The sequence below is a fragment of the Burkholderia sp. IO2 genome, from assembly GCF_029522185.1.
GTDB lineage: Bacteria > Pseudomonadota > Gammaproteobacteria > Burkholderiales > Burkholderiaceae > Burkholderia > Burkholderia cenocepacia.
On the sequence record NZ_JAKWFH010000009.1, the window covers coordinates 102,645 to 119,884 of the forward strand.

The window sequence follows — 17,240 nt, forward strand, 5'->3', positions numbered from 1 at the left end:
TGCTCATCCCGCTTTTTGGCGGTGGGCGTCGTGTTGGAGCGGCGGTATTGGATCGGCGACTGATCGTCGCGATATCAGGTGTCGACCAGGAGAAGCCGGGCTAACCGTGGTAGCGATGCGATCAAGGCGAGGGGGCGAGGGTGTGTAGCCGGGAAGTGGGAATGAGCAGCATACGCCACTCGGCGACAGACGCAAAAAAGCCTCCATGAAGGAGGCTTTTTTGCACTATCGAAGATAGTTGGTAGGGTGGGAGGGACTCGAACCCTCGACTCTCTGATTAAAAGTCAGATACTCTAACCAACTGAGTTACCACCCCACGTTCTTGAAACTTGTTTTGGTTCGTTGCTTCAACAACTTGGGCAACGACCCAAAGAGCAAAAGATTATAGCGACGGGTTGCGGGGCTGTCAACAACCCGTCACGATAATTATTTGATCGTTTCGAGTTTACCCTGCGCCGTCTGCGCCGCATTCGAACCGGCGTACTGCGACACGACCTGCTCGAACGTCTTCTTCGCGGCCGCCTTCTGGCCTTGCTCGAGCTGGTTCGTGCCGATCGCCACGAGGGCGTCGGCCGCGCGCGGGTGTTGCGGGAACTTGCTGACGATCCCTTGCCACGTCGCCGTCGAGCCGCGGTAGTCGCGCAGCGCGTATTGCGCGTTACCGTACCAGTACTGCGCGGTCGGCTGATAGGGACTCTGCGGATACTTCGCGATGAACGCGCGGAACGAAGCCGCGGCCGCCTTGAAGTTGCCGTTGCGGAACTGCTGCTGCGCCGCGCTGAGCGCATCCGTTTCACCCGGCTGCACGGTGCCTTCGACACCATCGATCGTCGCCTGCTGCGGCTCGAACTTCTTGAGCCGCGTGTCGAGATCCTGGTAGTACTCCTTCTGCTGCCGCTCGAGCGTCGTCAGCCGGTTCGTCAGATCCTCGTTCTCGCCGCGCAGCGTCGCGACCTGCTGGTTCAGCTGGTCGATACGGCCGGATTGATCGAGGATCGTACGCTGGGCGGCCGACAACTGGCTCGACAGGTTGTCGCTCTTGCTGCGCAGATCGAGCACGGCACGGCGCGCTTCGTTGTCGTCGAACATGCCGGCGTGCGCGGGCGCGGCCGACCACGCCGCGCCCGCGACGCAGAATGCTGCGGCAACGCGCAGCCAGGTTAAACGGTGCGTCATACGGCGATTCTTCCGTTACTTACTGTTGGTAGACGAGGTCGGCGCGACGATTCTGCGCCCACGATGCTTCGTCGTGACCCGTTGCCTGCGGCTTTTCCTTGCCGAGGCTCACGGCTTCCATTTGCGAATCGTTCACGCCGAGCAGTGCCATCGCGCGGCGGACGGCTTCCGCACGCTTCTGGCCCAGCGCGAGGTTGTACTCGCTCGTGCCGCGTTCGTCGGTGTTGCCCTGGATCAGCACGTGGCGCTGCGGGTGGCTCTTCAGGTACTGCGCGTGCTGCTGCATCAGCGGCTGGTACTCGTCCTTCACCGAATAGCTGTCGAAGTCGAAGTAGATGCTGCGCTTCGCGAGCGGGCTGTTCGGGTCGTTCAGCGGATCGACGTTCACTTGCGCGACGTTGTCGGCGCTCGGTTGCGTGCTGACTGCGCCCGCGTTGTTTGCCTTGTCGTCGAGCTTCACGCCCGACTTACACGCTGCAAGCGCGCTGATCATCATCACGGCCAGGGCCAGACGAGCTTTATTCGACATCATGGTTACTCTCCTTGTGGTCATTGCATGAAGGGCCCCCACGACGGCTCGCGAACGGAGCCGCCCTGGACGGACAGGATCTGCGGCGGCGCGCTGCCGTCGGAGGGCACTGCAGCCAGAACGTTGCGACCACCCGACTGGGTAGCGTACAGAAGGTACTGGCCGTTTGCCGCGAAGCTCGGCGATTCGTCGCGATTGGTATTCGTGATGGCGTTCGCCGCGCCAGTCTGCAGATCCTGAACGTACAGCTTGAAGCCCCCGCCCGTGCGGGAGATGTAAGCGAGCAGCTTGCCGTCCGGGCTCACGCGCGGGCTGGTGTTGTAGCTGCCGGTGAAGGTCACGCGCTGCGCGGCACCGGCGCTTTCACCCTGCGCGGGCATCCGGTAGATCTGCGGCGCACCGCCCCGATCGCTCGTGAAGTAGATCCAGCGGCCGTCCGGCGAGTAGAACGGTTCGGTGTCGATCGAGCTGCTTTGCGTGAGACGGCGCAGGCCGCCGCCGTTCGCGTTGACCGTATAGATTTGCGTATTGCCCGTCAGCGACAGCGCGACGGCGAGCGTGTTGCTGTCCGGCGACCACGCCGGTGCGCTGTTGTTGCCCTTCTGGTCGGAGACCATGTAGCGGCGGCCGGTCGGCAGGTCGTGGATGTAGACGATCGGCTTCTTGCGCTCGAACGATACGTACGCGACCTTCGTGCCGCTCGGCGACCAGGCCGGCGAGATGATCGGCTCGGTGCTCGACAGCGCGATGCGCGCGTTCTGGCCGTCCGAATCGGAAATCTGCAGCTGGTAGCGGTTACCGGTCTTGATCACGTACGACAGGCGCGTGGCGAACACGCCGCGCACGCCGAGCAGCTTCTGGTAGATGTAGTCGGCGATCTTGTGGCCGGCCGTGCGCAGCGTGGTGTCGGTGGCCGTCAGCGACAGGCCGCCGAGGCTTTGCTGCTTCACGGTGTCGTACAGGATGAAGTTGACCTTGTACTGGCCGTTCGCCTCGCGGTTCACGCTGCCGGCGACGAATGCATTCGCCCCCTTGGCCTTCCATGCGCCGAGATCGACCGATGCGGTCTCGGGCACGGGTGTGCTGCCTGCGTCGATGTTGGTGAACTTGCCGCTGCGGGCGAGGTCGGCGCGGACGATCGACGTGACCTGCTGCGGCAGGTTCGCCTCGTTCGTGAAATTGGCGGTGGCAATGGGGAACTGGGTCGACCCGACACCGGTGATCAGCACGTTGACCTGGGCGTTAGCGGCGCTGCCCGCCGTAATCAGACACGAGGCCACGAGTGCCCTGAAACCTAGCTTTGTCATCAAACTCATGCTTCTTGCTTCCCGTATGGCTTGGATCGCTGCGCAACCGCAGAGACAGTAAAAATACCCGATTCGTTCCCGCCTGACAGCGACGCCCGGAGTGTAAGCGCATTTCCTTTCACTCCGCCGCCTTGAAGGTAATCGTAATGTCAGACGGGGTACGACCGTTAGAATCGGGCGGCAACGGGACCGATGCGTGGATCGCATTGACCACGGCTTGATCCCACCCCGAATTCCCGCTCGAGCGGGAGACCGATGCGCTCAATACGTCACCGGACGGTGTGCACCGAATCTTGACGACGGTGGTCAGGCCTGCCCGCTCGCCGCCCCAAACGATGTTCGGTTTGACGCGGCGGCGCACCTTGTCGGCATAGCCGGGCGTGGCGGCATTGCCGCCGGAACCCGTACCCGTGCCGCTTTTCGCGAGGCCTTCGCCGCCGCCTTCGCCGGCGCCGGACAGGCCCTGCAACTGCGCGAGGCGCGCGCTGCGCTCGCGGTCGAGCTTCGCGTTCGCCGCCGCGCTGGCCTTCGCGCGCGCTGCGGCCTCGGCCTTCGCCTTGGCCTGGGCTTCCGCCTTGGCCTTCGCGGCCGCGTCGGCCTTCGCCTTCGCCGCCTGCTGCGCTTCGAGTTGCGCCTGCTTTTGCTGCTGGAGTTTCTGCTGCTCGAGCTTCTGCTGCTCGGCGAGCTGCTGTTGCCTGAGTTTTTCGGCCTGCTTCTGCTTATCGCGTTCCGCGGCTTTCTGTGCGGCGAGCGCGGCGGCCTGTTGCGCGGCGAGCTGCGCGCGCCGGGCTTCCTCTTCCTGCTGGGCCTTCAGTTGCTGCGCACGGCGCTGCTGTTCGAGCAGCGCTTCGCGCGCGGCCGCTTCCTGCTGACGCTTCTTCTGCTGCAGCGCGATGTCGGCCTGCTCGTCGCGCACCGGGGGAGGGGGCGGCGCGACCTTGGCGGGCGGCGCGGGTGTGACGACGGGCCGCGGCGCGGGGACGTCGGGCACTTCGGTCCACAGCTCGGCCTCGGCGCCGGCCGGCGTGCTGTTCTGCCACTGCACGCCGTGATAGAGGAACAGCGCAAGCAGCACATGCATCAGCGCGGCGAGCGCGAACGCGCGCCACGTCCCGCGCTCGCGGGGCGGCTGGAGCGGGTAGGCGGATCTGCGCGTGGATTGCTGCCGGTTCATTGCGATTTGACGAGGAGGCCGACGCGCTTGACGCCGCGCGCCTTCAGATCGGACATCACGGTCATGACGGCATCGTACTGCACCGTCTTGTCGGCTGCGATCACGACCGGCTGGTCGGGGTGGTCGGCCTGCCGGGCCGAAATGAAGCTGTCGAGCTCGGCCTTCGTCATCGTGTCTTCCTGGGTCGCGCCCGAGTCGCCCTTGTACTTGACGCTCATCGTGCGGTCGGCCTTGATGTTGACGACGACGGGCGGCGTCTGCTCCTGCGGCGCCGCGTTGCCGACGGTCGGCAGGTTGATGATCGACGGGGCGACGAGCGGTGCGGTGACCATGAAGATCACGAGCAGCACCAGCATCACGTCGATGTACGGCACGACGTTGATGTCGGCCATTGCGCGGCGCGAGCGGCCGCCGCGCATGCTGGATCGGATGGGGCTTCCTGCCATGGCGCGCTCCTTACTGGGCCTGACGCTGCAGGATGTTCGAGAACTCTTCGATGAAGGTCTCGAAACGGATCGCGAGGCGGTCGATGTCGTGCGCGTAGCGGTTGTATGCGACCACCGCGGGAATCGCGGCGAACAGGCCGATCGCGGTGGCGACGAGCGCCTCGGCGATGCCCGGCGCGACGTTCGCGAGCGTGGCCTGCTGCACGTTCGCGAGGCCGCGGAACGAGTTCATGATCCCCCAGACCGTGCCGAACAGACCGATGTACGGGCTGACCGAGCCGACCGACGCGAGGAACGCGAGGTTGGCTTCGAGCACGTCCATTTCACGCTGGAACGATGCGCGCATCGCGCGGCGGGCACCGTCGAGCACAAGGCCCGGATCGCTGAGGCGCTTTTCCTTCGCCTTCAGGAATTCGCGCATCCCCGACTCGAAGATCCGCTCGAGCGCGCCGATCGTGTGGCGGTTGTTCGCCGCGCTCTGATACAGCGCCTGCAGGTCGCCGCCCGACCAGAAATCCTTCTCGAAGCGTTCGGTCTGCGCGCGTGCGCGGCGGATCGCGAACCACTTGCGGAAGATGAAGGTCCACGACATCAGCGACAGCAACAGCAGCAGTCCCATCACGGCCTGGGCCAGCACGCTCGCGTTGAGGACGAGGGAAATGATCGACAGGTCTTGAGAAGTGTTCATAGAGGTTTGAGTAACGTCCCTTCGGGGGTGCCCGGCAAGGGTGTCCGGCGTGCGTGCGGCGCGGCGCGCCGGCCATGCCTGACGCCGAACCTTGCTTAGTATCGAATCAGAACGGCAAGTTCATAGGCTTTGTCTAAACGGCGCTCATGCGCGCTTCGTTGACAATACAGTCTGCCCGGCGTCGATGACGGGCCCGCGTTGCAGCGCGTCGAGCACGGCCGGCGGGATGGCCGCGGGCCGGATACCGTGACGGTCGACGCAGCCGAGGCGGATGTGCCCCGCCACGAGCAGCGTGTCGCCACGCCAGGCTTCCTGCGTGAATTCCACCGACGCGCGGCCGATGCGTCCGGGCCGGCTCGTGATCGTCAGCGTGTCGTCGAGTCGCGCCGGCGCGCGGTAGTCGAGCGACGTGCTGCGCACGATGAAGATCGCACCGGTATCGTCGGCGAGCTGGCGCTGGTCGACGCCGCATGCGCGAAGCCACTCGGTGCGGGCGCGCTCGAAGAACTTCAGGTAGTTGGCATAGAAGACGATGCCGCCTGCATCGGTATCCTCGTAGTACACGCGCACCGGCCAGGTAAAGCCGGAGGGCGCTTCCGGGGAGCGGGTAGGCTGAGTCATGGCGCGCATTCTACCGGAAGGCAAAGACCCGATTCGTAACCGATTCGTAACGGAATGTAGTGCGTCGTGGCACACCGCGGGCCGGCCCGGGGCCGGCCCGCGGGGTTTCAGCCGCGGTGGACGGTCGGGCCGCCGGGCGCCTGCGCGATCGGCATCAGCTCGATCGTGTTGACGTTGACGTAGGCCGGGCGCGTCGCGATCCAGTAGATCGTATCGGCGATGTCCTCGGGCATCAGCGGCTGGACATTGTTGTAGACGTTCGCCGCCTTCGCGTCGTCGCCGCGATAGCGGACGTTCGAGAACTCGGTGCCGCCGCACAGGCCCGGCTCGATGTCGGTGACGCGCAACGGCGTACCGAGCAGGTCGGCGCGCAGGTTCAGGCTGAATTGCCTGACGAAAGCCTTGGTCGCGCCGTAGACGTTCCCGCCCGCATAAGGGTACGAACCCGCAACCGAGCCGATATTGAAGATATGACCGCGACCGCGCTCGACCATGCCGGGCAGCAGCGCGTGCGTGACGGTGACGAGGCCCGCGCAGTTCGTGTCGATCATCGTCCGCCATTCGTCGAGGCTGGCCTTGTGGGCCGGCTCGACGCCGAGTGCGAGGCCGGCGTTGTTGACCAGTACGTCGAGCGCCGCGAATTCGGCGGGAAGGGCGGCCGGCACGGCCTCGACGGCCGCGCGGTCGCGCACGTCGAGCTCGAGCGGCAGAAGGGCGTCGCCGAGTTCGGCGGCGAGCGCATCGAGACGATCCTTGCGGCGCGCGGTCGCGACGACGCGATGGCCTCCCTTGACGAAGGCTCGGGAGATGGCGGCGCCGAAGCCGGCGGACGCGCCTGTGACGAACACGATCATTGCTGCTCCTGGTCGGTAACGTGATAGCGGGTGGAATCCCGCAAGCCTACTGAGAATGCCGCACCGCGGCAAGGCGGCAAAGCGTTTCGGCACGGGCGCGTAGAGTCTGGCCCCAATTGATTCGGGCGCACTGCCGTGCGGTTGCCTATTCATGACGCATCCAATACACTAATGCGCTCATCACCCCTGCGTGACTGGCGATAGAACCCTTCGGGTTCAAGGTGGAGCATCCCACCGTGAAGCGCGGGGCGCCGTTTTTGCCGTTCGCCTGGGCAGCCGTTGTGCGCCGTCGCGTGCATCGCCGGTGGCTGTCCTGCCTCGCGTCATACGGATTCCTCCGCCACGTCGAGCTGGTCCCGCCAGCAGCGCACCGTACTCGGCCACTCCGGTCAACCTGTACACACTTAACGGAAACCGTATGTTTGACAGAGCCCAAAGCACCATCGCGAACGTCGATCCCGAAATCTTTGCAGCGATCGAGCAGGAAAACCGCCGCCAGGAAGATCACATCGAGCTGATCGCGTCGGAAAACTACACGAGCCCGGCCGTGATGGCCGCGCAGGGTTCGCAGCTCACGAACAAGTACGCGGAAGGGTATCCGGGCAAGCGCTACTACGGCGGTTGCGAGTACGTGGACGTGGTCGAGCAGTTGGCGATCGACCGCGTGAAGCAGTTGTTCGGCGCGGAAGCGGCGAACGTGCAGCCGAATTCGGGTTCGCAGGCGAACCAGGGCGTGTTCTTCGCGATGCTCAAGCCGGGCGACACGATCATGGGCATGAGCCTCGCGCACGGCGGCCACCTGACGCACGGCTCGCCGGTGAACATGTCGGGCAAGTGGTTCAACGTGGTGAGCTACGGCCTGAACGAGAACGAAGACATCGACTACGACGCGGCCGAGAAGCTGGCGAACGAACACAAGCCGAAGCTGATCGTCGCGGGCGCATCGGCATTCGCGCTGAAGATCGATTTCGAGCGTCTGGCGAAGATCGCGAAGTCGGTCGGCGCATACCTGATGGTCGACATGGCGCACTACGCAGGCCTGATCGCGGCGGGTGTGTACCCGAACCCGGTGCCGCACGCGGATTTCGTGACGACGACGACGCACAAGAGCCTGCGCGGCCCGCGCGGCGGCGTGATCCTGATGAAGGCGGAATACGAGAAGCCGATCAACTCGGCGATCTTCCCGGGGATCCAGGGCGGCCCGCTGATGCACGTGATCGCGGCGAAGGCGGTGGCGTTCAAGGAAGCGCTGTCGCCGGAGTTCAAGGAATACCAGCAGAAGGTGGTCGAGAACGCACGCGTGCTGGCCGAAACGCTGGTCAAGCGCGGGCTGCGGATCGTGTCGGGCCGTACGGAAAGCCACGTGATGCTGGTGGACCTGCGCGCGAAGCACATCACGGGCAAGGCGGCGGAAGCGGCGCTCGGCGCGGCGCACATCACGGTGAACAAGAACGCGATTCCGAACGACCCGGAAAAGCCGTTCGTGACGAGCGGCATCCGTCTCGGCTCGCCGGCGATGACGACGCGCGGCTTCGGGCCGGCGGAAGCCGAGCAGGTCGGCAACCTGATCGCCGACGTGCTGGAGAACCCGGAAGACGCAGCGACGATCGAGCGCGTGCGCGCGCAGGTCGCCGAGCTGACCAAGCGTTTCCCGGTCTATCGCTGATCGCCGATGCGCTGCCCGTTCTGCCGGCATGACGACACGCAGGTCGTTGACTCGCGCGTGTCCGAGGATGGCGCCGCGATCCGGCGGCGCCGTCGCTGCTCGGCTTGCGACAAGCGCTTTACGACGTACGAGCGGGTCGAGTTGTCCCTGCCGTTCGTCGTGAAGAAGGACGGCAGCCGCACCGAATTCGACCGTCGCAAGATCGTCGCCAGCATGCAACTCGCGCTGCGCAAGCGGCCGGTTGCCGCCGACGCGATCGACGCGGCGGTCGCCCGCATCGAATATCAACTGCTCGCGACCGGCGAGCGCGAAGTGCGTAGCGAGAAGCTGGGCGAACTCGTGATGAACGAGTTGCGCGGCCTCGATACGATCGCCTATGTCCGCTTCGCATCGGTGTATCGCCGGTTCGAGGACGTTTCCGAATTTGCCGACGTGATCGAAGAGTTCCGTCGCGCCTCTCCCGCCAAGACCCCACGTAAGCGCTGACGCGCTGCGTCCGTTCATCGTCTGCTCCGTTGGTTCGATTCGCGCCGATTGTGTCGGTCGCGATCGCATGTCGCCAGTCGGCCGTTCGGCAAATGGCGCGCGTTTGCACGCGCCGCTACAGTCGTCGCATCACCGTGGCGGAGGACGATTGCGATGGAACGGGGCGCTCAACCCTTGAAGAATGTGGTGCAACGAGCGGGCGGATTCACGCTCGTCGAGTTGATGGTGGCCATGTCGCTGGCAGCGGGGCTTGCGCTCTATGCGGTGCCCACGTTCGAGCAGTGGCGCATGCGCGAACGCGTGGATGCCCGCTCGCGCGCGCTGCTCGGTGCGCTGTCGTTTGCGCGTACCGAGGCAACGCGTCTCGGCGCGCGCGTCACGCTGTGCCGCGCCGGGCGCGACGGCGCCTGTCTGCGTGCCGGCGAGCGGTGCGATCCGGCCGAATGGTCGTGCGACTGGATCGTCAGCGGGCAGGTCGACGGGCGCTCGCGTGTGCTGCGCCGCTATCCGCGCGATTCCGAAGTGGCCGTCACGGGCGCGGCGCACGAGCTCGCGTTTGCGCCACCGGCCGGTCAATCGATCGGCGGAATCCGGCGTTTCGAATTGCGCCCGCGGCGCGGTGTGTCCGCGGCCGACGATACGCGCGTGTCGCGTTGCGTGCGGATTGCTGCGGGCGGCCGCGCGCGGATGGTCGCCGGCCGCTGCGGCGCGGCGTGATCGCCATGCGCAATGCCATGCGCGGTACATCGTTGATCGAGGCGACACTGGCCATCGCGCTGCTCGCGACCGTGATGCTGGCAGTGGTCGGCAGCCAGCTCGCGATGGCGCGCGCGCAGCGTGCGACGATCTGGCGCGAACGCGCGCTGTGGCTGGCCGATGCACGTATCGAGCGTCTGCATGCCGCGGCGGCCGCCGACGACGGCCTCGCGGCGCTGGCGGCGGCATCGTTGCCGGGTGGCGCGATGACGCTCGATGGCGGGCCGGGTGGCGTCCGTTACGCGGTTGTCGGCTGGCGTGGCGGGAATGGAGGTGCGTCGTCGCGCTGCGAGGCGACGGGGACGTCGATGCAGCCGCCATCGTGTGTCCGGATGCCGTTTCGCGACGGGGTGGCGGATGAACGCTGATCGTCGTACGCGCGGCCATACGCTGCTCGAAGTGCTGATCGCGATGACCGTCGGGCTCCTCGTGCTTGCGGCGGCCGGTGCGCTGTACCACGCGCAGCGCATTGCGCAGCGTCGCGCGGAAGACGGGTTCAGGATGCGCGACGCGGCCGCGACCGCGCTGATGCTGATCGGTCAGCAGATCCAGATGGCCGGATTCCGGCCGCTCGATGCCGAAGCGACATCATCGTCGTTGCCATCGGTGTTCGGCTGCTCGATGGCGCGCGTGCGCGGTAGCGGCGCACAGGTGCGCTGCGAGCCCGCGCGTCTGTCGTCGGACGCGTTGCTGGTCCGGTATGCCGGCGATGCCGTCTCGACGTGGACGACGGTGAGCGGTCAGGCGTCGGATTGCCTTGGGCAGGGTGTCGGTGTGCCGGGTGACCCTGCGCCGGTGGAGAATCGCTTCGACGCGCATGTCAGCCCGTCGACGGGCGAGCCCGAACTGTATTGCGAAGGAAGCGGCCGTCCGGGTACGCCACAGCCCGTGGTGGCCGGAATCGATCAGTTGCGCATCCGCTATTTGCGTCGCGACGCCATGCGGTTCGTCGATGCCGATGCGATGCGTGCCGACGACTGGCGCGATGTCGTGGCCGTGCATGTCTGCGTGCGGGCGCGCGGCGAACCAGTGCGCGAACCGACGCCGCATATCGACTGTGACGGTCGCGTGGCCGTTGCACCGGACGGCCACGCACGTTTGACGCTCGATCGCATCGTCGCGGTGCGGAACGTCGCTGTCGCGTCCGATGCTGCGTTGCATGACGCAACTCAAGCAAGCGAGGCGGCGCGATGAGCGGAGCAGCGCAGCACGCGCGGGACGACCTCTCCCGGCGCACGAAGGCCGGCCACGCCCATGAGCGCACCGCCGCAAATGACGACGAACGGCAGCAGACCGCGTGCGTTGGCGTTCCGGCGGCGAGCCCGCGCGAGCCGCACATGCGTCTCCGACCCGCCCGCCGCGCCGGGCGTCGCGATGCGGGCCTTGCGTTGCCTGCGGTGATCGCGGTCGGCGCAGCGGTCGCGGCACTGACCGGCACATGGTTCGACGCCGCGCTGACGGAGTCGCGCCGCACACGCGCATTGTCGGATCGATTGATCGCGTTCCACGCGGCCGATGCCGCGCTTGCCGCGTGCACCGCGCGATTGCTGCGCGGCTCGGCGCCTTATATGAACGAAAGCGAATCGCACGCGGAGCCCGACGCATGGCGGCGCATGCCGCCGCTGGCGGCTCCCGAGGCGTTCGCGCCATTTGCCGGCTGGCCGATGGCCGCGCAGCCGCCGCGATGTCTGATCGAGGCATGGCGGCGTCCGGCAGGGCAGGCCGGCGGCCGCGCTTACTTGATTACCGCGCGTGGCGTCGGCGCGCACGCATCGAGCGCTGTGTGGCTGCAACACCAGGTTGCGATACGCGACGGCCATATCGTCGGGCTGCATTGGCGTCGTGTCGCGACGGTGCTCCGATGAGCGGCCGCCTGCCTATCTGCCGCGCGGCAGGGTTCACGCTGATCGAGCTGATGATCGTGCTTGCGATCGTCGCCGTGCTGGCCGGATGGGGTATCCCGTCGTATCGCGAACATGTCGTGCGCGTTCACCGCGCGTCGGCGGTGTCCGCGCTGTACCGTGCGGCCCAGTATCTTGAAACGTTGGACGGTGCGCCGCCTGCGGCGTTGCCGGACGCGCTCGCACACGCGCCGCCGGACGGGCACGCCGTGTATCGATTGACGCTCGGACGGCCGGACGGCGACGGTTCGCCGGTGAGCTATGAACTGACGGCGACGCCGCTCGACACCGGGCCGATGCGCGACGATGCATGCGGCACGTTCACGCTGCGCTCGGACGGAACGAAAGGCAACGCAGGAAGCGATGGCGCCGACGAACCGGGTGCTGCGTGCTGGGGCGTGCGCTGAGCTCGCAAGAAAGGCGCGGAGCGGCGCATGGCCGTGCGCGCGAAGTGCCGACGATCAGTCGTCGTGTGCGTCGAGCCCGCGCTCGTCGCGGGACTGCTTCCAGATCCGGTAGACCTCCCATGCGGCGAAGCCGAGCGTGCCCCACTTCAACGCGGGGCCCGCGCTCGCGCGCAGCAGCGAGCGGACGGGCTTCGCCAGCACGAGCGACGCGAGCGAACTCAGCATCGGATACTGGTTGACGAGCTGGCCGAGGCTTGCGTTCAGGTTCTTGGCCGACTGGCCGAACTTGTGCGAGGACAGGCCGGGGATGAACACCTTGAGCCAACTGAAGCGCGTGACGGCCTGACGCATTTCGGCGGCGGCTTCCGCGAGTTCGAGCCGCTCGACTTCGGATCGCAGGATCAGCAATTCCTTGCGGAGCGCGCGGTGCTGCGACGCACTCCAGTGCGATCGCGACGAATGGGAGCGGGATGGATTGCCCGTGATGTTCTGGCTCATGGCGCGTCGGCGAAGTAGGTGAGAGGGATGAGCGCGAGGGCGTTCACGGCTTGCCGCGGAACAGGTCGCGGTCTTTCTCGAGTTCGGCGAGCGTCGCCTCGAACACGGTCGGCGCGTCGCGCAGGCCCGAACGCGCCTTCAGCGCGCATACGATGCCGCCAACGGCATACAGTGCGGTGATCGCGGCGAGCGCCTGCCAGCGGTAGGTATCCCAGAACGCGATCGCGATCAGCACGGTCAGGCTGATAAGCGCCATCGTCGCGAGCATCATCGCGGCGAGACCGAGGAACAGCACGCCCATCAGGCGCTCCTTCTCCTCGGCAAGCTCGATGCCCACCAGTTCGAGGCGCGTCTGCAGAAGGCCGATGGCGGAGCCGACGAGGCGGCGCAGCGGTCCTTGACCGGACGGCTGCGAGTGGGTGTCTGTCGTCATGGATGAGGTGCTTGCGCGTGCAGTGAGCAGCTAGGACAAAGCCGGCCGGCGCAGACCGGCAGGCTTCGACGCCCGCGGGCCGCACATGCGGCCTGCGGGACGAAACGGCGCAGAGCGCGTTACTTGCGGTTGATCAGCAGGCCGATCAGCACGCCGACGCCGGCGGCCACGCCGATCGACGTCCACGGATGCTCGTGCACGTAGTCGTCGGTCGCGCGCGCGGCCTTCTTGCCTTTCTCGACCACCACGACCTGGACGTCGGCTGCCTTTTCCTTGGCCTGCTTGAGGCGCGACATGGCCTTCTCGCGCAGCTCGGCCGCACGGTCGCCCGTGCTGCTCGCAGCTTGCTTGAGCAGGTCTTCGGCGTCCGAGAGAACGGTTTTGATATCCGACATCAGTTTCTCCTTGTTGATTTCCGACATTGCAACTCCCTTCGTGCTGTCATGCTGCAGGTTCACATCGTAGCGAAACCCCTGCCTGCTGGCGAGCCGGGAAGACACACGGCGGCAGCGCAAGACTGCATGGTAAACGACTTGTAATCATGAACAGAGCGGCAAACGGGTTGAAAAGTTTCCTCTCCAGCCCGCCGTCCTGCCACGACGCCGGGTAAAAATGACAAAAAAGTATGAATATCAAACGGAATAATCGTTCGCACGGCCCATTGCTTCCCGTAAGCTGATGGACTGCCCCGCGCTGTCCAGCGCGCGGTTTCAACCAGCATCGTTCGAGGAGGGAACATCATGAGTCTGCGTCTTGGCGACATCGCACCGGATTTCGAGCAGGAATCGAGCCTGGGCACGATCAAGTTTCACGAGTGGCTCGGCAACAGCTGGGGTGTCCTGTTCTCCCATCCGGCCGACTACACGCCGGTGTGCACGACCGAACTCGGGCTGACCTCGAAGCTGAAGGGCGAATTCGAGAAACGCAACGTGAAGGTGATCGCGCTGTCGGTCGACGGCGTCGAATCGCACAAGGGCTGGATCAACGACATCAACGAAACGCAGTCGACGGTCGTGGGCTTCCCGATCATCGCCGACGCGGACCGCAAGGTGTCGCAGCTGTACGACATGATTCACCCGAACGCGAACGAAACGCTGACGGTGCGTTCGCTGTTCGTGATCGACCCGAACAAGAAGGTCCGGCTCACGATCACCTATCCGGCCAGCACGGGGCGCAACTTCGACGAAGTGCTGCGCGTGATCGATTCGCTGCAACTGACCGACAATTACAAGGTCGCGACGCCCGGCAACTGGAAGGATGGCGACGACGTCGTGATCGTCCCGTCGCTGCAGGATCCGGAAGAACTGAAGAAGCGCTTCCCGAAGGGCTTCAACGCGGTGCGTCCGTATCTGCGCCTGACGCCGCAGCCGAACAAGTAAGCATCGGCGGCCCGCAGCCGCGGCTCCGCTGAAAAAAGCCCGCCCGGCAGCGATGCCGGGCGGGCTTTTTCCTTGGCGGCGTGCGCGTGCGCGGCAACGCTGCCGCGTGCGTCATGGCCGGATCATCAGAAGAATGCCTGGATGCCCGTCTGCGCGCGGCCGAGGATCAGCGCGTGGATGTCGTGCGTGCCTTCGTACGTATTGACCACCTCGAGGTTCACGAGGTGGCGCGCGACGCCGAATTCGTCGGAGATGCCGTTGCCGCCGAGCATGTCGCGCGCGAGGCGGGCGATGTCGAGCGCCTTGCCGCACGAGTTGCGCTTCATGATCGACGTGATCTCGACGGCGGCCGTGCCTTCGTCCTTCATCCGGCCGAGGCGCAGCACGCCTTGCAGGCCGAGCGTGATTTCGGTCTGCATGTCGGCGAGCTTCTTCTGGATCAGCTGGTTCGCGGCGAGCGGCCGGCCGAACTGCTGGCGGTCGAGCACGTACTGGCGCGCGGTGTGCCAGCAGGACTCGGCGGCGCCGAGCGCACCCCACGCGATCCCGTAGCGCGCCGAGTTCAGGCACGTGAACGGGCCGCGCAGGCCGCTCACGTTCGGCATCAGGTTCTCGTCCGGCACGAACACCTCGTCGAGGACGATCTCGCCGGTGATCGAGGCGCGCAGCCCGACCTTGCCGTGGATCGCCGGCGCCGACAGGCCCTTCCAGCCCTTCTCGAGGATGAAGCCGCGGATCGCGTCCTTGCCGTTCTCTTCGAGCTTCGCCCAGACGACGAACACGTCGGCGATCGGCGAGTTGGTGATCCACATCTTCGCGCCGGACAGCGAATAGCCGCCGGGCACCTTCTTCGCGCGCGTGACCATGCTGCCGGGATCGGAGCCGTGGTTCGGCTCGGTCAGGCCGAAGCAGCCGATCCATTCGCCGCTCGCGAGCTTCGGCAGGTATTTCTGCTTTTGCGCGTCCGAGCCGAATTCGAAGATCGGCACCATCACGAGCGACGATTGCACGGACATCATCGACCGGTAGCCGGAATCGACGCGCTCGACTTCGCGCGCGATCAGCCCGTAGCTCACGTAGTTGAGGCCGGGGCCGCCGTATTCCTCGGGAATCGTCGGACCGAGCAGGCCGACCTCGCCCATCTCGCGAAAGATGGCCGCGTCGGTGCGTTCGTGGCGGAACGCTTCGGTGACGCGCGGCGCGAGCTTGTCCTGTGCATACGCCTGCGCGGCATCGCGGACCATCCGCTCTTCCTCGGTCAGTTGCTGGTCGAGCAGCAGCGGATCGTCCCAATGAAAAGTTGCAGCACTCATCGTCTCATCTCCTGTTGGTCCGGTCTTCGAGCCGGCCCCGTGTCAAAGTTTGCTTGACTCGCGTTCCGCTGTGCGGAACAATGTTTTGCAAATCGAACCCAGTGTAGCACCGGATGACACTTTCAACCATCGACGACACCACGATCGACGAGCGCAAGTTCGTCGTCGCGCTCGCGCGCGGGCTCGACCTGCTGCGCGCCTTCCGCCCCGGCGAGACGATGCTGGGCAATCGCGATTTCGCGGAACGCACGGGGCTGCCGAAGGCGACGGTGAACCGGCTCGCCTATACGCTGACCGTGCTCGGCTATCTGCGCTACGACGAGACGCTCGGCAAGTATGCGCTGGACGCCGGCGTGCTGTCGCTCGGCTACGCGCTGCTGTCGGGCTCCGGGACGATCGATCTCGCGCGGCCGCACATGCAGGCGCTCGCGCGGGAGATCGGCGCGGCCGTGTCGCTCGGCTGCCGCGACGGGCTCGACATGATCTATCTGGAGACGATCCGCAGCGAGACCGCCTTGACGCTCGGGCTCGCGCCCGGTTCGCGGCTGTCGATGCTGACGAGCTCGATGGGGCGCGCGTACCTGGCCGTGCAGCCGGAGGACGTGCGCCGCGCGCTCTATGCCGAGCTGCATCGTGCGGCCGGCGGCGCGGCCGACGCCGATGCGCTCGTCGCCGCCGCGCAGCAGGCGGTGGCCGAATTTTCGTCGGGCGGGTGCTGTTATTCGTTCCGTGCGTGGCACATGGACGTGAACGCGGCGGCCGTGCCGTTTCGCGAGCCGCGCGAGGGACGCTGGCTGATCCTGAGCTGCAGCGGCCCGGCGTCGTCGATGGACGAGGGCGTGTTTCGCACGCAGGTCGGGCCGCAACTGAAGGCGCTCGCGCAGCGGCTCGGCCAGACGGTCTGAGCCACGCGTGCGTGGGCTGTTGCCGCCGCGCGGCAATCGGCTCGTGCGCGGCGGATGGAGAGGCGGCGCGGTGGCGTATTGCGCGACGGGCGAACCGCGCTCATCATCGTTCGCCTGCTTACCGACGACGAGGTCTGCGATGGCGCACCCCGAACCGATGGAAGGCGGATGCGCGTGCGGCGCGATTCGCTACCGTATCGCCGACGTTCCGACCGATGCCGGCTTCTGCCACTGCCGGCTCTGTCAGCGCACGACCGGCGCGGCGGTCGTCGCGTCGGCAACGGTGCCGATCGACGCGTTCGAATACCTGCAGGGCGAACCGACCGTCTACGCGTCGAGCGCATGGGGCGAGCGGCGTTTCTGCGGCCGTTGCGGCGCGCAACTCGAATACCGGCGCGCTGACGCGCCGCAGACGGTCGAGATCAACTACGCGACGCTCGACGAACCGTCGCGGTTGCGTCCGGCGTGGCACGTCTGGTATCGGGATCGTTTGCCGGGTGTCGAGATCGGCGACGATTTGCCGAAGTACGACGACGGTGGAAGAGAATAGGCGGCTCATCCGCGCCGATACACCGGTGTCGATCGCGCGCGCAGGCACGGTCGATCTTTCTGCGTGAACGAACAGCGAACCGGCCGGCGTCGAGCGACGCCGCGTGCTGAAACCCGCTTCCCGAAGCAGCACGACTCCGGAATCCGCGATC

The 17,240-nt window shown here is 66.3% G+C and carries 22 protein-coding genes, 1 tRNA gene and 1 riboswitch; of the genes, 10 read left to right on the forward strand and 13 right to left on the reverse strand.

Annotated elements, in window-relative coordinates; translation table 11 throughout:
* Positions 1–239: 239 nt before the first annotated feature.
* The 9 genes from MMB92_RS07975 to MMB92_RS08015 all read right to left on the reverse strand — a co-directional run bounded on the left by MMB92_RS07975 (position 240) and on the right by MMB92_RS08015 (position 6,795).
* Positions 240–316: transfer RNA gene (locus tag MMB92_RS07975), tRNA-Lys, on the reverse strand.
* A 110-nt stretch (positions 317–426) separates the two neighbouring features.
* Positions 427–1,176, reverse strand: a complete 750-nt coding sequence (gene ybgF / locus MMB92_RS07980) for a tol-pal system protein YbgF (RefSeq protein WP_011544679.1) — start codon at positions 1,174–1,176, stop codon at positions 427–429.
* Positions 1,177–1,195: 19 nt separating this feature from the next.
* Positions 1,196–1,708 carry a peptidoglycan-associated lipoprotein Pal gene (pal, locus tag MMB92_RS07985; protein WP_006484980.1) on the reverse strand — a complete coding sequence of 171 codons (513 nt, stop codon included), beginning with the start codon at positions 1,706–1,708 and terminating at the stop codon, positions 1,196–1,198.
* A gap of 17 nt (positions 1,709–1,725) precedes the next feature.
* On the reverse strand, positions 1,726–3,021 hold the full coding sequence (gene tolB, locus MMB92_RS07990) for a Tol-Pal system beta propeller repeat protein TolB (protein ID WP_012492927.1): 1,296 nt from the start codon (positions 3,019–3,021) through the stop codon (positions 1,726–1,728).
* Between the two features lie 109 nt (positions 3,022–3,130).
* Positions 3,131–4,186: a cell envelope integrity protein TolA gene (gene tolA, locus MMB92_RS07995; protein ID WP_058902190.1), complete on the reverse strand. Its 1,056-nt coding sequence runs from the start codon at positions 4,184–4,186 to the stop codon at positions 3,131–3,133.
* Complete coding sequence (gene tolR / locus MMB92_RS08000; RefSeq protein ID WP_006484943.1) at positions 4,183–4,632, reverse strand: protein TolR; 450 nt, start codon at positions 4,630–4,632, stop codon at positions 4,183–4,185. The genes tolA and tolR overlap by 4 nt, the downstream gene beginning before the upstream one ends.
* Before the next feature lie 10 nt (positions 4,633–4,642).
* Positions 4,643–5,320: a protein TolQ gene (tolQ, locus tag MMB92_RS08005; protein WP_006484959.1), complete on the reverse strand. Its 678-nt coding sequence runs from the start codon at positions 5,318–5,320 to the stop codon at positions 4,643–4,645.
* Positions 5,321–5,464: 144 nt separating this feature from the next.
* Positions 5,465–5,950, reverse strand: coding sequence for a tol-pal system-associated acyl-CoA thioesterase (gene ybgC, locus MMB92_RS08010; RefSeq protein ID WP_077189952.1), 486 nt, complete (start codon positions 5,948–5,950; stop codon positions 5,465–5,467).
* A 98-nt stretch (positions 5,951–6,048) separates the two neighbouring features.
* Positions 6,049–6,795 carry an SDR family NAD(P)-dependent oxidoreductase gene (locus MMB92_RS08015; protein ID WP_006497456.1) on the reverse strand — a complete coding sequence of 249 codons (747 nt, stop codon included), beginning with the start codon at positions 6,793–6,795 and terminating at the stop codon, positions 6,049–6,051.
* 180 nt (positions 6,796–6,975) lie between these two features.
* Positions 6,976–7,076: riboswitch (ZMP/ZTP riboswitch) on the forward strand.
* A 137-nt stretch (positions 7,077–7,213) separates the two neighbouring features.
* On the opposite strand from MMB92_RS08015, the gene glyA reads away from it, so the two are divergent.
* The 7 genes from glyA (at position 7,214) to MMB92_RS08050 (ending at position 12,011) form a co-directional block, all read left to right on the forward strand.
* Positions 7,214–8,461, forward strand: coding sequence for a serine hydroxymethyltransferase (gene glyA / locus MMB92_RS08020; protein WP_006485003.1), 1,248 nt, complete (start codon positions 7,214–7,216; stop codon positions 8,459–8,461).
* A gap of 6 nt (positions 8,462–8,467) precedes the next feature.
* On the forward strand, positions 8,468–8,947 hold the full coding sequence (gene nrdR, locus MMB92_RS08025) for a transcriptional regulator NrdR (protein ID WP_006476792.1): 480 nt from the start codon (positions 8,468–8,470) through the stop codon (positions 8,945–8,947).
* 153 nt (positions 8,948–9,100) lie between these two features.
* Complete coding sequence (locus tag MMB92_RS08030) at positions 9,101–9,664, forward strand: GspH/FimT family pseudopilin (RefSeq protein WP_196432892.1); 564 nt, start codon at positions 9,101–9,103, stop codon at positions 9,662–9,664.
* Positions 9,665–9,681: 17 nt separating this feature from the next.
* Entirely contained in the window at positions 9,682–10,071 is a 390-nt protein-coding gene (locus MMB92_RS08035) for a hypothetical protein (protein ID WP_265205138.1), read from the forward strand.
* Positions 10,061–10,897, forward strand: coding sequence for a PilW family protein (locus tag MMB92_RS08040; RefSeq protein WP_264835351.1), 837 nt, complete (start codon positions 10,061–10,063; stop codon positions 10,895–10,897). Before MMB92_RS08035 ends, MMB92_RS08040 begins: the two co-directional genes overlap by 11 nt.
* A 143-nt stretch (positions 10,898–11,040) precedes the next feature.
* Entirely contained in the window at positions 11,041–11,568 is a 528-nt protein-coding gene (locus MMB92_RS08045) for a pilus assembly protein (RefSeq protein WP_185716422.1), read from the forward strand.
* Entirely contained in the window at positions 11,565–12,011 is a 447-nt protein-coding gene (locus MMB92_RS08050) for a type IV pilin protein (protein ID WP_006496711.1), read from the forward strand. Before MMB92_RS08045 ends, MMB92_RS08050 begins: the two co-directional genes overlap by 4 nt.
* Positions 12,012–12,065: 54 nt before the next feature.
* Here the strand turns inward: MMB92_RS08050 and MMB92_RS08055 are convergent, their stop codons facing one another.
* The 3 genes from MMB92_RS08055 to MMB92_RS08065 form a co-directional block, all read right to left on the reverse strand.
* Positions 12,066–12,509 carry a DUF3318 domain-containing protein gene (locus MMB92_RS08055; RefSeq protein WP_006484985.1) on the reverse strand — a complete coding sequence of 148 codons (444 nt, stop codon included), beginning with the start codon at positions 12,507–12,509 and terminating at the stop codon, positions 12,066–12,068.
* Positions 12,510–12,552: 43 nt separating this feature from the next.
* Positions 12,553–12,942 carry a phage holin family protein gene (locus tag MMB92_RS08060; protein ID WP_006476790.1) on the reverse strand — a complete coding sequence of 130 codons (390 nt, stop codon included), beginning with the start codon at positions 12,940–12,942 and terminating at the stop codon, positions 12,553–12,555.
* A gap of 119 nt (positions 12,943–13,061) precedes the next feature.
* Positions 13,062–13,364, reverse strand: coding sequence for a YqjD family protein (locus tag MMB92_RS08065; protein WP_006494044.1), 303 nt, complete (start codon positions 13,362–13,364; stop codon positions 13,062–13,064).
* A gap of 318 nt (positions 13,365–13,682) precedes the next feature.
* Between MMB92_RS08065 and MMB92_RS08070 the strand changes: the two genes are divergently transcribed.
* Positions 13,683–14,321: a peroxiredoxin gene (locus tag MMB92_RS08070; RefSeq protein WP_006476788.1), complete on the forward strand. Its 639-nt coding sequence runs from the start codon at positions 13,683–13,685 to the stop codon at positions 14,319–14,321.
* A 125-nt stretch (positions 14,322–14,446) separates the two neighbouring features.
* Here the strand turns inward: MMB92_RS08070 and MMB92_RS08075 are convergent, their stop codons facing one another.
* Entirely contained in the window at positions 14,447–15,634 is a 1,188-nt protein-coding gene (locus tag MMB92_RS08075) for an acyl-CoA dehydrogenase (RefSeq protein WP_006484906.1), read from the reverse strand.
* Positions 15,635–15,747: 113 nt separating this feature from the next.
* Between MMB92_RS08075 and MMB92_RS08080 the strand changes: the two genes are divergently transcribed.
* Entirely contained in the window at positions 15,748–16,539 is a 792-nt protein-coding gene (locus MMB92_RS08080) for an IclR family transcriptional regulator (RefSeq protein ID WP_006496710.1), read from the forward strand.
* Positions 16,540–16,678: 139 nt separating this feature from the next.
* Positions 16,679–17,089 carry a GFA family protein gene (locus MMB92_RS08085; RefSeq protein ID WP_034200949.1) on the forward strand — a complete coding sequence of 137 codons (411 nt, stop codon included), beginning with the start codon at positions 16,679–16,681 and terminating at the stop codon, positions 17,087–17,089.
* Positions 17,090–17,240 lie beyond the last annotated feature (151 nt).

Excerpts from the sequence above, each read along its gene's own strand:
- ybgF (WP_011544679.1), bottom strand. The coding sequence starts at position 1,176 with ATGACGCACCGTTTAACCTGGCTGCGCGTTGCCGCAGCATTCTGCGTC.
- MMB92_RS08015 (WP_006497456.1), bottom strand. The coding sequence starts at position 6,795 with ATGATCGTGTTCGTCACAGGCGCGTCCGCCGGCTTCGGCGCCGCCATC.
- tolA (WP_058902190.1), bottom strand. The coding sequence starts at position 4,186 with ATGAACCGGCAGCAATCCACGCGCAGATCCGCCTACCCGCTCCAGCCG.
- MMB92_RS08050 (WP_006496711.1), top strand. The coding sequence starts at position 11,565 with ATGAGCGGCCGCCTGCCTATCTGCCGCGCGGCAGGGTTCACGCTGATC.
- MMB92_RS08070 (WP_006476788.1), top strand. The coding sequence starts at position 13,683 with ATGAGTCTGCGTCTTGGCGACATCGCACCGGATTTCGAGCAGGAATCG.
- MMB92_RS08055 (WP_006484985.1), bottom strand. The coding sequence starts at position 12,509 with ATGAGCCAGAACATCACGGGCAATCCATCCCGCTCCCATTCGTCGCGA.
- MMB92_RS08060 (WP_006476790.1), bottom strand. The coding sequence starts at position 12,942 with ATGACGACAGACACCCACTCGCAGCCGTCCGGTCAAGGACCGCTGCGC.
- MMB92_RS08035 (WP_265205138.1), top strand. The coding sequence starts at position 9,682 with ATGCGCGGTACATCGTTGATCGAGGCGACACTGGCCATCGCGCTGCTC.
- nrdR (WP_006476792.1), top strand. The coding sequence starts at position 8,468 with ATGCGCTGCCCGTTCTGCCGGCATGACGACACGCAGGTCGTTGACTCG.
- tolR (WP_006484943.1), bottom strand. The coding sequence starts at position 4,632 with ATGGCAGGAAGCCCCATCCGATCCAGCATGCGCGGCGGCCGCTCGCGC.
- MMB92_RS08030 (WP_196432892.1), top strand. The coding sequence starts at position 9,101 with ATGGAACGGGGCGCTCAACCCTTGAAGAATGTGGTGCAACGAGCGGGC.
- MMB92_RS08065 (WP_006494044.1), bottom strand. The coding sequence starts at position 13,364 with ATGTCGGAAATCAACAAGGAGAAACTGATGTCGGATATCAAAACCGTT.
- ybgC (WP_077189952.1), bottom strand. The coding sequence starts at position 5,950 with ATGCGCGCCATGACTCAGCCTACCCGCTCCCCGGAAGCGCCCTCCGGC.
- MMB92_RS08080 (WP_006496710.1), top strand. The coding sequence starts at position 15,748 with ATGACACTTTCAACCATCGACGACACCACGATCGACGAGCGCAAGTTC.
- MMB92_RS08085 (WP_034200949.1), top strand. The coding sequence starts at position 16,679 with ATGGCGCACCCCGAACCGATGGAAGGCGGATGCGCGTGCGGCGCGATT.
- MMB92_RS08045 (WP_185716422.1), top strand. The coding sequence starts at position 11,041 with ATGCGTCTCCGACCCGCCCGCCGCGCCGGGCGTCGCGATGCGGGCCTT.
- MMB92_RS08040 (WP_264835351.1), top strand. The coding sequence starts at position 10,061 with ATGAACGCTGATCGTCGTACGCGCGGCCATACGCTGCTCGAAGTGCTG.
- MMB92_RS08075 (WP_006484906.1), bottom strand. The coding sequence starts at position 15,634 with ATGAGTGCTGCAACTTTTCATTGGGACGATCCGCTGCTGCTCGACCAG.
- tolB (WP_012492927.1), bottom strand. The coding sequence starts at position 3,021 with ATGAGTTTGATGACAAAGCTAGGTTTCAGGGCACTCGTGGCCTCGTGT.
- pal (WP_006484980.1), bottom strand. The coding sequence starts at position 1,708 with ATGATGTCGAATAAAGCTCGTCTGGCCCTGGCCGTGATGATGATCAGC.
- tolQ (WP_006484959.1), bottom strand. The coding sequence starts at position 5,320 with ATGAACACTTCTCAAGACCTGTCGATCATTTCCCTCGTCCTCAACGCG.
- glyA (WP_006485003.1), top strand. The coding sequence starts at position 7,214 with ATGTTTGACAGAGCCCAAAGCACCATCGCGAACGTCGATCCCGAAATC.